Source organism: Pseudomonas sp. BN415 (genome assembly GCF_029871195.1).
Classification (GTDB): Bacteria; Pseudomonadota; Gammaproteobacteria; order Pseudomonadales; family Pseudomonadaceae; genus Metapseudomonas; species Metapseudomonas resinovorans.
Map to the genome: position 1 here is coordinate 1 of NZ_SSOK01000053.1, position 12,055 is coordinate 12,055.

At 62.9% G+C, this 12,055-nt stretch carries 13 protein-coding genes and 1 pseudogene; 12 read left to right on the forward strand and 2 right to left on the reverse strand.

Features of this window, described 5'->3' with window-relative positions:
* A pseudogene (locus tag E8F20_RS13125) lies at positions 1 to 312 on the reverse strand (transposase); the annotation flags it as partial.
* A 519-nt stretch (positions 313 to 831) separates the two neighbouring features.
* Between E8F20_RS13125 and E8F20_RS13130 the strand changes: the two are divergent.
* The 3 genes from E8F20_RS13130 (at position 832) to radC (ending at position 2,201) form a co-directional block, all read left to right on the forward strand.
* Positions 832 to 1,101 carry a hypothetical protein gene (locus tag E8F20_RS13130; RefSeq protein ID WP_280284100.1) on the forward strand — a complete coding sequence of 90 codons (270 nt, stop codon included), beginning with the start codon at positions 832 to 834 and terminating at the stop codon, positions 1,099 to 1,101.
* Complete coding sequence (locus tag E8F20_RS13135; RefSeq protein ID WP_280284101.1) at positions 1,098 to 1,394, forward strand: LasR-specific antiactivator QslA; 297 nt, start codon at positions 1,098 to 1,100, stop codon at positions 1,392 to 1,394. The genes E8F20_RS13130 and E8F20_RS13135 overlap by 4 nt, the downstream gene beginning before the upstream one ends.
* Before the next feature lie 300 nt (positions 1,395 to 1,694).
* Positions 1,695 to 2,201 (forward strand): DNA repair protein RadC, encoded by a 507-nt coding sequence (radC, locus tag E8F20_RS13140; RefSeq protein ID WP_280284102.1) that lies wholly within the window; start codon positions 1,695 to 1,697, stop codon positions 2,199 to 2,201.
* Positions 2,202 to 2,239: 38 nt separating this feature from the next.
* Here radC and E8F20_RS13145 read toward each other — a convergent pair whose 3' ends face one another.
* The gene (locus E8F20_RS13145) at positions 2,240 to 3,043 is read right to left on the reverse strand and encodes an NYN domain-containing protein (RefSeq protein WP_280284103.1); all 804 of its coding nucleotides are present in this window, start codon (positions 3,041 to 3,043) and stop codon (positions 2,240 to 2,242) included.
* A gap of 398 nt (positions 3,044 to 3,441) precedes the next feature.
* Between E8F20_RS13145 and E8F20_RS13150 the strand changes: the two genes are divergently transcribed.
* The 9 genes from E8F20_RS13150 to E8F20_RS13190 all read left to right on the forward strand — a co-directional run bounded on the left by E8F20_RS13150 (position 3,442) and on the right by E8F20_RS13190 (position 12,046).
* Positions 3,442 to 3,954 carry an antirestriction protein ArdA gene (locus E8F20_RS13150; RefSeq protein WP_280284104.1) on the forward strand — a complete coding sequence of 171 codons (513 nt, stop codon included), beginning with the start codon at positions 3,442 to 3,444 and terminating at the stop codon, positions 3,952 to 3,954.
* A 535-nt stretch (positions 3,955 to 4,489) separates the two neighbouring features.
* The gene (locus tag E8F20_RS13155) at positions 4,490 to 5,017 is read left to right on the forward strand and encodes a helix-turn-helix transcriptional regulator (RefSeq protein WP_280284105.1); all 528 of its coding nucleotides are present in this window, start codon (positions 4,490 to 4,492) and stop codon (positions 5,015 to 5,017) included.
* Positions 5,010 to 6,275 (forward strand): HipA domain-containing protein, encoded by a 1,266-nt coding sequence (locus tag E8F20_RS13160; protein ID WP_280284106.1) that lies wholly within the window; start codon positions 5,010 to 5,012, stop codon positions 6,273 to 6,275. Before E8F20_RS13155 ends, E8F20_RS13160 begins: the two co-directional genes overlap by 8 nt.
* 707 nt (positions 6,276 to 6,982) lie before the next feature.
* Positions 6,983 to 7,264, forward strand: a complete 282-nt coding sequence (locus E8F20_RS13165) for a helix-turn-helix domain-containing protein (protein WP_280284341.1) — start codon at positions 6,983 to 6,985, stop codon at positions 7,262 to 7,264.
* A gap of 11 nt (positions 7,265 to 7,275) precedes the next feature.
* Positions 7,276 to 8,103 carry a replication initiator protein A gene (locus E8F20_RS13170; protein ID WP_280284107.1) on the forward strand — a complete coding sequence of 276 codons (828 nt, stop codon included), beginning with the start codon at positions 7,276 to 7,278 and terminating at the stop codon, positions 8,101 to 8,103.
* 244 nt (positions 8,104 to 8,347) lie between these two features.
* Positions 8,348 to 8,986 carry a ParA family partition ATPase gene (gene parA, locus E8F20_RS13175; RefSeq protein WP_280284108.1) on the forward strand — a complete coding sequence of 213 codons (639 nt, stop codon included), beginning with the start codon at positions 8,348 to 8,350 and terminating at the stop codon, positions 8,984 to 8,986.
* Positions 8,983 to 9,225: a hypothetical protein gene (locus tag E8F20_RS13180; RefSeq protein ID WP_280284109.1), complete on the forward strand. Its 243-nt coding sequence runs from the start codon at positions 8,983 to 8,985 to the stop codon at positions 9,223 to 9,225. Before parA ends, E8F20_RS13180 begins: the two co-directional genes overlap by 4 nt.
* Positions 9,222 to 9,746, forward strand: coding sequence for a S26 family signal peptidase (locus tag E8F20_RS13185; protein ID WP_280284110.1), 525 nt, complete (start codon positions 9,222 to 9,224; stop codon positions 9,744 to 9,746). The genes E8F20_RS13180 and E8F20_RS13185 overlap by 4 nt, the downstream gene beginning before the upstream one ends.
* Before the next feature lie 350 nt (positions 9,747 to 10,096).
* Positions 10,097 to 12,046 carry a relaxase/mobilization nuclease and DUF3363 domain-containing protein gene (locus tag E8F20_RS13190; RefSeq protein ID WP_280284111.1) on the forward strand — a complete coding sequence of 650 codons (1,950 nt, stop codon included), beginning with the start codon at positions 10,097 to 10,099 and terminating at the stop codon, positions 12,044 to 12,046.
* Positions 12,047 to 12,055 lie beyond the last annotated feature (9 nt).

The following is a 12,055-nucleotide window of genomic DNA, read 5'->3' on the forward strand; positions in this document are numbered from 1 at the left end:
TGTAGTGACCGTGTTTCTATCCCAATGGGCCGCGGTGCGCCGGGGAGGCGGTTTTTTAGGATCGCTTTCTCCCGCTCCAGCCGGCTGATCCGGGCCTCCAGCTCCTGGATCTTCTGCTGCTCGGGCGTCAGCGCCTTGCTCTTCGGGGTCACGCCTTGGCGTTCCGCCTGGAGCTGTTTCACCCAACGGCGCAAGGCCGAATCCCCCCCCCAGCGAAGGGCAGGCTTCGATATGGCTGTAGCCTTGGTCCAGCACCAGGGCGGCGGCCTCTCGCTTGAACTCGGCGGAAAACGTACGTTGTTGCTTGCTCATCAGACACCTCTCTCACGGCGAGGATTCTCGCCTAAATCGGTGTCTGGGATCAGTAGACCACTACACCTCAAGGTGAGGCGCGTTCCATTGCTTCTGGATTCAGGTCGCCGCGACGATCCGCTTGACCACTGAAATTGACGACCAATCCAACTACGCCACAGTAGGTTGCCAACCTGGAACCCGCAGGCTAGAGTGCGCCCGTCATGGTCAATCCCATGACCGGGCGTGAGAACCCGAATGTTGTCCAAGGCGCGGTAGCGCTGTAGAGCAGAGCCAATGTTTACGCATTGTGCTACTGCGTTTCTATGGCGGACCGTGTGAGGCGGGCTTTTGCCTGGCCGGTTTCCTTGGACGCCGGATTCTCACCCTTGCACGGTCCGCCTCCTATGCTCGTGAGAAGGCTGGTAGGCGGCTCCTTAATCCGTCCAAGGAGCATAAGGAAAATGCGCTACCTCCTTTTTACCCGAGAGCTCCGCCTTGGGATTCTGGTCTTGTTCACCTCTGTTCTGGAGGTGTGCCATGGCTGAGTTCGAAACCTGCGTTATACCCTTTCCCAGGCGGCCAAGCCCGCTGCATGAATCCGAGCGTTCTCCCCTACCCGTCGAGGCTGCAGCTGAACTGCGCGCAACCATGCTCGGCAATCTGCTGGACCAAATGGCCGGGCCGGATGGATTCCAATCAGAGAATCTGCGCTTACGGATTGCGGCCTACTCGGCCCAGGATCTGCTCGACGAGATGGTCGTGCTGTTCCGCCGTGCGCTTTCTGAAGCACGAGGAGGTGCCCGATGAGCGAGGGCGTCATGACTTGCCTCCCGCCACACGATGGTCATCCAGGCATGGAGATCATCTGGGCCGCGGACTGCCGACAGGCATTCAACCAAGGCGTGGGATTGGCCCAGACCTGGCTCGACAACGCTCGCAGCGGCTGGCTCTGGGCGATCATGATCGCGGAGCGTGATCTTCTTCCCTGCGCAATGGAAAGGCGTGCCTTCGAGGTCGGCTTTCTGAGCCGTATTCACCAGCGGCTGAGTTCACTGCAGCGCAATGAGCAGCGGATCAAGGATCTGCCTTTGACGCTGTAGGCTGGAAGCGCGAGCCGGTTCAGCCGGCTCGAGCTTTCTGCTTAGCGATGGGCTTTCTTGGGGGACGCGCATTTCCTCTCCGGCCCCTTGGGCCTGCGCGCTTCGCTTGCCGTTGGTGCCACATGAAAGTCCGGAGGGCGGTCTTGCTGTTTCCCTTCACCCTATCACGACGTTCTCGCCGTCAAGGGCTGCGCGTGCGGAGCACGCTTGCGGCCAGGCCGGCTTTCGCCCCCTGACTGCTGCGCTGCGCCGTGCTGGTCCGGGATCGGGCAATTCCGCCCGAGTAACCGGAGAACGACCATGTCGCAACCTATCCCAGCTATCGCCGCTACCCTGCTCGTGCGTGACGACCAAGGGTGCTATCTGCCGGCATCAGCCGATCAGATCCTTGAAGCCGCGCGCCAGGCCATCGATTGCAAGCTGCAGCGTGGTGCCAGCTTCACTTCGCCGGATGTGGTCAAGGACTATCTTCGCGCCAAGCTGGCCAGCTACGAGCGCGAGGTGTTCGCGGTATTGTTCCTGGACGCCAAGCATCGACTGATCCAGTACGTCGAGCTTTTCCAGGGCACTATCGACAGCACAGCGGTCTATCCACGTGAGGTCGTCAAAGAAGCTCTGCACCTGAATGCAGCCGCGGCGATCATCGCTCACAACCATCCCAGCGGTAATCCAGAGCCCAGCGAAGCGGACAAGTCGATCACCCGGCGCATCAAGGAAGCATTAGCACTGGTGGATGTGCGCACGCTGGATCACATCATCATCGCAGGAACCCGGTCAGTCTCCTTCGCGGAGCATGGGCTCATCTGAGCCAAGGGGGCCTGGCCCCCTTTTTTGCAAGATGCGGATCAGTTGATGACTTCGGGCGCGGCTTCTTCGCGTGCGGCAAGGCTCACGCTCCAGTGGCCACCGTTTTCTTGGACGAGCTGTAGCAGGTCGTAGGTCTTGATCATGTCGAGCAGGCCCGAGTGACCGTATGCGCTGGGTGAAAATGCTGGATCAGTTCGTTTCAGGTATTGCCCCAGAGCGCTCAGCGTAACCTTGCCCTCGCTGGTCCTAGCGGCAAGTAAGGACACTGCATCCACAACGAACCTCGGCCTGCGTTTGACGGCAGGCTTTGCGGAGTCAGGCTTCGCGGGCTCAACTTTCAGACCGGCATCAGGCTTGGCGGCAGGTTTCTCGGTCTGCTCCGCGGGTTCTTCGGCGTGCTCGTCACGACTCCATTCGAAGAACTGATCGCTGGCATTGCGAAGTGCGGCGGGCGTTTTGGACTCACCGACAATGCAGACCGTGGCTCCCCGCTCACGGAGCTTGCGGCAGAGGTAGGCAAAGTCCGAGTCGCTAGTGACCAGGCAGAAGGTGTCGACCCGATGGTCGAAGAGCGCTTCCAGGGCATCGAGCGCCAACGCGATATCCGAAGTATTCTTGCCCGCTGCGTACTGGTACTGAAGGCATGGCGTGAATGCCAAGCGAACCAAGGCTTCCTGCCATTTGTTGGCCAGCGATCCGTGGTTTCCATAACCTCTGCGAAGCACCACACGCCCGAACTGGGCAACGACACGCAGCGCGTGTTCCAGAATCTCGGGAGATACGTTGTCGCAATCGACCAGGACCGCGACGCGTGTTTCTCCAGCGGGAGTGAATACGCCCATCCCTGCTCCTTCTGCTATCTATCCCTTTCCAGGATTTGTGAGTGACGCGGAGGACCCAGGCCATTCCCAGCCATCCTCAGGCCAACCGAGTATGCCCAATGGCGAGAGTAGTAGGTACACCCAGCCATCTCTTGAGCAACAAGCTTGCCATTGAGCGGAGTAGCCGCGTCGGATCAACGTGGCAGGTCACCACAGGGTGCTGACGCTTCTCTTTTCCCAGAGCAGGGGTTCTTGCCCCCTCAAACTCAAGAAAAATAGACGGTTTCCACCCGGCCGCTGCGCTGGGTGGAGCCTCCGCGATTTTTCTGGATTTTTTCACGACGGCCTTAGTCGCCCTAGTCGGCAGGGGTTCATGCGCGACGCAAGCGCAGAACCCTGAAGACGAAGGAGCGAAAACCATGAACGAAGAAATCAGGATCTACGTTGCCGACCTGGCCGCCTACAACGCCGGTCATCTGCATGGTGTCTGGATCGATGCAACCCTGGACATGGATGACATCCAGGCGAAGGTCGACGCGATGCTGGCAGCCTCGCCCGTCGAGGGTGCAGAGGAGTACGCCATCCACGACTTCGAGGGCTTCGACGGCTACCGCCTTGGCGAATACGAGGGGCTGCACGCCGCCCACGAGATCGCCTGCTTCATGGAGGAGTACCCCGACTTTGGCGGCGCCCTGCTCTCCCATTTCAACGATCTGGAGCAAGCGCGCAAGACCGCCGAGGAGGACTACTGCGGTTGCTACGCCTCGCTGGCCGACTATGCCCAGGAACTCACTGAGCAGACCACCAGCATTCCTCAACATCTCGCCCACTACATTGACTACCGAGCCATGGCCCGCGACATGGAGATCGGCGGCGATCTGTTCACCCTCGAAACGAGCTTCGAGCAGGTGCATGTGTTCTGGAACAGGTAGCACAGGCTGAGGGTACCGGGATTAACCCGGTGCCCTTGTTTTTTGCGCCCCTGTCCGTTCGGACACCCGCGCGCCCCACCCTGGAGGCTGATCGGGTGCTGCACGCACCCAGCCATCAGCGAGAAGCAGGCGAGCAGTATCTCAGCCCTCATCAGGCGTCCCATGGCGCTCCTCACTATTCACCGAGTCTTGAGCCATTACGTCGTAATGACGCCGTTTCGAAAATACGGTGTGCCCACATGTCGTCACCAGCGACACGAAAACAAAACATGTCGCCAGAATCCAGAAACGGCGACACGTTGTGCATACGGGAAGATTCGATCTGAAGCAGCCGTGGCGCTAAGCAGCATTCATGAATGCCCCTGGCGGTGTGCTCCGGGACCTATCACCCTTCATAAGAGTGAAAATATTGCTTCATCTTTTTGGTAAAAGTTAAGTAATAGTTTTACCCTAGAACCCTGTCCTAGAGAAAAATGAGAGGGCAGGTGCTATTATTCCTTCATCATCAGACTTTTTCTGAAAGAATATTTTCCAAATGGCAAAGCGCACCGCCCCACTGCTGCCCGGATCTGATCGACTGCTCGCAGAGCTTGGCGAGCGTCTGATACTCGCGCGCAAGCGTCGCAAGATCACGGCCAAGCAAATGGCCGAGCGGGCCGGCATGTCTCTGCCGACCCTCAGGTCTCTTGAGCAAGGCAGCGCCGGCGTGACCCTTGGTGCCTACATGGCCGTGCTGCAGGTCCTGGGGCTGGAAAAAGACATTGCTCAGATAGCTTTGCATGATGAACTTGGTCGCCACCTGCAGGATGCAGCCCTGTCACCGTCGAGGACGACTGCCAGCAAGAACAAGCCGGCCCCGCCACGCCAGCCCACTTCTCAACGAAGCGCCTCAAAACCGGCTGCGGGAGAGCTGATCAAGTCGACAGTCGGTGAGCCCCAGCGTCCTGCGACGACACATTCCAAGACCATTGAGCAAGTCTCCTCCAAAGCCAAATCAGCCCGGAAGAAAGTCGTTACCGGCGCCGACCTGGCAGCCCAGTTGATGGAGGAACTCAATGGCTAGCCAGATCCTGGTCTTCGCCGATTGGGTGGGGCTCGATGGCCCGCAAAGCTTGGGTACCCTGCATTGCCAGCGCACACGCGGTACCGAGCGGTTCGAGTTCGAATTCGCCGACGCGGCATTGGCTGGCCTGGCGCAACAAGCGCTGCTTGATCCGCGGCTCCAGCCATTCGCGGGGCGCCAGTTCTCCGCCCAGGGTGCAGCCACTTTCGGTATCTTCGCCGACGCATCGCCTGACCGCTGGGGGCGTTTGCTGATGCGGCGCAGGCATGAACGGGACATGCGAGCTGGGGCCGCCGTAGAGGGCTCGAAGCTATTCGAGTCCGACTATCTGCTGGGCGTCCACGATAGCTTCCGAGCAGGAGCCATACGCTTCAAGACGGATGTGGATGGACCGTTCCTAGATGACCACCACGACATGGCGGCACCGCCCATGACCAGTATGCGCGAGCTTGAAGAGGCCTCCAGGCGCTTCGAACAGGGCGAGGACATGAGTGACGGCCGAGACTGGTTGAAGATGCTGATAGCCCCGGGCGGCTCACTGGGTGGCGCCCGGCCCAAAGCCAGCGTGGTAGATCCGGACAACAGCTTGTGGATCGCCAAGTTCCCCAGCAACAACGACGAATACGATGTCGGCGCCTGGGAAATGGTGGTCAATATCCTGGCCAACGCCTGCGGCTTGCGCGTGGCGGAAGCCACCGCGGGGAAATATGCCAGCAACCATCACTGCTTCATGGTCAAGCGCTTCGACCGCACCGCCACGGGCAAGAGATTACACTTCGCCTCTGCCATGACCATGACGGAGCATGTGGATGGCGATGACCACTCAACCGGCGCCAGCTACCTGGAAATCGCCGAAGTGCTGATACGGCACGGAGCCACGCCAGAAGCTGATCTTCAGGAGCTGTGGAAGCGCATCGTTTTCAACATGCTAGTCAGCAATACCGATGACCACTTGCGCAACCATGGTTTTATCCTCTTCCCAGGCAAGGGATGGCAGCTTTCCGCGGCCTACGATATGAATCCGGTGCCCTACTCCGACGGGCTGAAGCTGAACGTCTCGGAGTCCGACAACGCTCTCGACCTGGACTTGGCTATTTCTGTTGCCGGCTACTTCCGGCTCAAGCAGCAGGAAGCTCTGGAAATCATCGAAGACTTTCAGGCAAAGGTTCGACTGCTCTGGCGACCTGCGGCCAAAAAGTTGGGCGTCAGCGCGAAAGAACAGGAAAGAATGGCCTCGGCATTTCGCCTCGCCGAGTAGATCCAGATCACCACTGGATACCGGTCGCCACCACCCATGGAGATCGGCGGCGACCTGTTCACCCTGGAGACAGGCTTCGAGCAGGTGCATGTGTTCTGGAACAAGTAGTGTGAGCTGCGGGCACCGGGATTGGCCCGGTGCCTTAGTTTTTTGCGCCCCTTTCCTGTCGGCCACCCGCGCGCCCCACCCGGGAAGCTAATGCACGGGTACCGGCACCAGGCACGCCCCCTCGAAGCAGACGCCCTGTGGGGCTGCTGATTCAGACCGTTACGGACTTACGTCTTTGCACAAATCCGCCGATCCGCTTCTACGGATTTACGGATGTGTGGAGAAGCGGATTTACGCTTTTACGGATTTACGGAAATCCGCCGATGCGATTTTCCGGTTTTGCAGAAAGCCGTAGATCCGCCAATCCGTAGTGCTGCAAGCACGGAGCTCTGTGCGTTTGTGCATCACGGACGGTCACACGCATAGATGGGCGTGCTAGGTCAGCGCCCAGACCTTTCGGGTATCAATCCACGCCGCTCTTGCCTTCGCATTCGCCCAGACCCAACCCGGCATGATCGAGCGCGACGGCTGTCGCACGGTGCACCTCCCACGTCAACGGAGGACACACCATGTCGCACTCACCCGATCTTTCCCGGCATTCGCATCACGTCGATCTCGACTCCCCCCTGCACCGCAAAGCCGGGCCGACGGCCCATGCCATGAGGCCCGTTGCGAGCGCTAGTGGCCCGCATGCGCCACAGGCCTCCCCTGCCCCTCGCTACCTCACCAACAGCGAAGCAGCGGCCTTTCTGCGGCTTTCGCCGCGCACGCTGGAGAAGCAGCGCGTGATCGGCGGCGGGCCGCGCTTTCACAAGTTCGGTCGCCGGGTGATGTATGCCCTGACCGATCTCGAAACCTGGGCCAGTGAGCGCAGTTTCGAGACCACCTTCGATCCCGAGTACCTCGACCGCCACCCGGGAGCTGCGCGTGATGAACAGTGAAGCCCTTGCCCATGAATCCTGGCGTGCTCGATCAACCCGTACAGAGCGAGCAACTGGATCTGTTCCGCGCCCTGCCGGGCGACATCGCACCGCGCGACGCCCAGGACCTGATGGCGCATCCGTTCTTCTCGCTGGCCAAGTCGCGGCGCACGGTCCCCATCGACTTTCGCTCCGGCGAGGTGACGGTACGTGTGGAGGGCACGCTGGAACATGGCATCGCCACGATCTGGGATGCCGACATCCTGATCTGGGCGGCCAGCCAGATCGTCGAGGCGCGCGATGCGGGTATCCCCACGTCGCGCCTGATGCGGGCGACGCCCTACCAGATCCTGCGCTTCATCGGCCGTGGCACTTCGCTCCGCGACTACCAGCGCCTCAAGGCCGCTCTGGATCGGCTGCAGTCGACCAGCGTGGCCACCTCGATCCGCGAGACCACCGGCCGGCGCCTGCACCGCTTTTCCTGGATCAACGAGTGGAAGGAATTGGCCGCGGCAGATGGCCGTCCGCTAGGCATCGAGCTGATCCTGCCGGACTGGTTCTACAGCGGGGTGCTCGACCAGGCCCTGGTACTGACCATCGACCCGGCCTACTTCCGCCTCACCGGCGGCATCGAGCGCTGGCTGTACCGCCTGGTGCGCAAGCACGGCGGCAAACAGGAGGACGGCTGGCAGTTCGACTTTCGCCACCTTTACCGCAAATCGGGGAGCACGGCGCGCTACTCGGACTTCGCCCTCGACCTGCGCACCCTGGTCACTCGCCAATCGCTACCGGGGTACCACCTGGACATCGTCCGGATGCCGCCTTCGATCGAGCTGCTGGCCTTTCGGCCCGTGCCGTAGACGGCACGGGGATAACCTGCGGAAAAGCTGTGAATTCACTCGTGCTATCAGGCGCAACCGGGCTCGTGCTATCAGGCGCACGACTATCGTGCTATCAGGCGCACAAACTGCTCTGCAAGCCACGGCTGGCGGGGCCTCCAGCCTCCCTTAACTTTACTAACTTAAAAGCTCTAACTTGTTATTGGGCCAGCGCTCATCTGTGGACAGGCGTTGATCAGGGCGACTTGGCTGGGGAGATCCGGCCATGATCATCGCCCTGCTCAACCAAAAAGGCGGGGTCGGCAAGACCACCCTGGCCACCCACATCGCTGGCGAACTGGCCCTGCGCGGGCTGAACGTGATCCTGCTCGATGCCGACCCTCAGGGCTCCGCCCTGGACTGGACCCAGCGACGCAGCCAACAGGGGTTGCCACGGCTGTTCAGCGCGGTTGGCCTGGCACGCGAGACGCTGCACCAGGAGGCCCCGGAGCTGGCCCGACGCGCCGACCACGTGATCATCGACGGCCCTCCCCGCATCGCCGCCCTCGCCCGCTCGGCGCTGCTGGCGGCCGATCGTGTCTTGATCCCGGTGCAGCCCAGTCCCTATGACCTCTGGGCCAGCGCCGAGATGGTCAATCTGATCCGCGAGGCGCAGGTGTTCCGCCCTACCCTGCGCGCGGCATTCGCCATCAACCGACGCATCAGTACCACGGTGATTGGCCGGGAAGCCCGCGGCGCCCTGGCCGACCAGCCACTGCCCGCCCTGCAGGCCGAGGTGCGCCAGCGCATCGTCTTCGCCGAGAGCGTGGCAGCCGGTCGCCTGGCACGCGAACTGGCCCCGGATAGCGCCGCCGCACGCGAGGTCAGCAGCCTGGTGGATGAGCTGTTGAGGTGGTCGCCATGAGCGGCAAGCGCATCGGCATCGGTGCACGCCCGTTGGCCGATCCACAGGCCGAGGCCTGGATACGCCAAGGCGCGGCCATCGACAACGGCAAGGTCGAACGCTATACGGCACGGCTGACACTGGATATCACGCCGGCACTGCGTACGCGCATCAAGCTGGCGGCCTTCGACCGCGGCGTGACGATGGCGGAGATGCTGCGCGAGGTGCTGGAGCGGCAGTTTCCGGAGGCCACGCCATGACAGCGGGTACGCGTGGTGCGTGGCAGCCACTGGCACTGGTTGCTGGCAGCCTGATCTTCCTGGGATGGGCAGCGTGCGCGACATCGCCGCCGCTGCTCGTCTACAACGCCTCCGACAGCGTGCCCATCGGCTGTTACCGCATCGGGCCTGCCAGCTCGATTTCAGTTGGCAACCTGGTGCTGGTCCACCTGCCGCCCGGGGTGATGAGGCTGGCGGTACGACGGGGTTACCTGCCAGCGAACGTACCGCTATTGAAATCTGTGGCGGCCAGGGCACCGCAGCAGGTGTGCGTGCAGGGCAATCAGGTGCTCATCGACGGCGCGTTGGTCGCCAGGCAACTGCGCAAGGATCGACAAGGTCGCACGCTGCCGGCCTGGCAAGAATGCCGGCGCCTGACTGGCGATGAACTCTTCCTGCTAAGCACCAACCTGGAGTCATTCGACAGCCGCTACTTCGGGCCTGTCCCGGCCAGCACGGTGATCGGTCGGGCGCAGCCGTTGTGGATGGAGTCGCGTCGATGAGCGGGTCGTTCCCATGTCGACCCGACCGCAGATGGTGTGTGCTCGGGGTGCGCAGCCGAGCGCCGCCACTGTGCCGTTGGTCATGCCCTCGCCTGCCTGCTCAGACCTGCGCCGAGGTCTCCTCCGTCCTACCTGATCACCGAGTCCAGGAGCGCCAAGGCCGGGAAAAAGCGGAGGGCAAGATAAAAGGGGGCGGCACTTCGTTGGCCCAGGAAGCAGTCTGCACGGGGGTTGGCGGCGACACAGCGCCGGTGTCGCCAGGTGCCGAAATCGTGTTCGCACCACAGCGGCAACGGCCTGGGAGCGTGCCTGATACGCCGTACCGCGATCAATTTGGAGGAGTCTTAGATATGAGCAAGGGAAGTCGTCAGGACGACGAATTGCGCTTTCGCCCGCAGCCGGGCAAGCCGCAGCAACGCGGCCAACCCTTCGTCAACCAGGTGCTGCGCCAGGCCAACAAAGCCGGTACCGGCAAGCCGCGCAAGGCCGGCCAGCAGCCCGGCGCCCGCCTCGGCCGCGGGCATGTCGCCGCTCGTTTCAGCGGGCAGCAACTGCCGTCCAACGCCCGCCGCGTCACCATCAAGACCCGCCTGGTGAACCTGCGCCAGGCAGGCAAGCGCTCGACGCTCAGCCACCTGCGCTACATCGAGCGCGACGGCGTCAGTCGCGAGGGCGATCCGGGCCAGGCCTACGGGCCGCTGACCGACCAGGCCGACCTCAATGCGTTCGAGGAGCGCGGCCGGGACGACCGCCATCAGTTTCGCTTCATCGTCTCGCCCGAGGATGCCGAGCAGCTCGACGACCTGCGCACTTATACCCGCCACCTGATGAGCCGGATGGAGGCCGACCTTGGCACCCGCCTCGACTGGGTAGCAGTCGACCACTGGAACACCGACAACCCGCACACCCACATCGTCCTGCGCGGCAAGGACGACACCGGCAAGGACCTGGTGATCGCCCGCGACTACATCGCCGAAGGCATGCGCAACCGAGCCGCGGAGCTGGCCACCGAATGGCTGGGGCCGCGCACCGAGCTGGAGGTCCAACTAAGCCTGCAGCGCGAGGTGCAGCAGGAGCGCTGGACCCACCTGGACCGCACCCTGGAACGTGCGCATCGGGCAGGCGAGCTGCGCCTGAAAGCCCTCGCCTACCACCCCCAGCGGCAATTTCTGATCGGCCGCTTGCAGCATCTGCAACAGCTGGGCCTGGCCCACGAGGATCGCCCCGGATACTGGAGGATGCACAACCGCGCCGAGGCCACCTTGCGCGCCATGGGCGAGCGAGGCGATATCGTGCGCACGATGCAGCGGGCCATGGGTAGCGTGCAGCGAGAGCTGACAGTCTTCGAGCCGGGCAAGGATGGTCCCGAAGTGGTCGGTCGAATCATGGCCAAGGGGCTGGCCGACGAGCTACACGACCGCGGCTACCTGGTGGTCGACGGTCTCGACGGCAAGGCGCATTACCTGACGCTGCCGGCCCGCGCGGAACTGGCCGACTACCCCATCGGCGGTGTGGTGGAAACACGCAGTCTGAGCGAGCCGCGCGCAGTGGATCGCTCGATTGCCGCGCTGGCTGCCGATGGCCTGTATCGCCCCGATCACCACCTGGCCCTGGCGCGATCACAGGCAGTCGCAGGACGGGATCCCGAAGCATTGGTCGAGCGCCACATCCGGCGCCTGGAAGCCTTGCGTCGGGCTGGTATCGTCGAGCGGCTGACCGAGGGGGTCTGGCGGGTGCCAGCCGATCTGCCAGAGCAAGGCCGGCAGCATGACGCCCGCCGCCTGGGCGACGTCGCCGTCGAGCTGCGCACGCCGCTGCCCCTTGAGCAGCAGGTGCGCGCCGTCGGCGCGACCTGGCTGGACCAACAGCTGATCGGCGGCAACCGCGAGCTGGTCGACAAGGGCTTCGGCAAGGAGATGCGCGAAGCGTTGCGACAGCGTGCGGATTTCCTGGTGGAACAGGGCCTGGCAGAACGCCAGGGCCAACGCGTGGTGCTCGCACGCAACCTGCTGGCCACCCTGCGCGGGCGGGAGCTGACGGCAGCGGCGCGCGAGATCTCAGCGCAGACGGGCCTGCAGTACCGCTCGGCGGTCGAGGGCCAGCGCATCAGTGGGATCTACCGGCGCAGCGTGCAACTGGCCAGCGGCCGCTTTGCCCTGCTCGACGATGGCATCGGCTTCAGCCTGGTGCCGTGGAAGCCGGTGATCGAGCAGCGGCTCGGGCAGAGCGTGTCGGCGGTGATCCAGGGCAACAGCGCGTCCTGGCAACTGGGTCGCCAGCGCGGGCCGTCGATTAGCTGAGCAACAGGC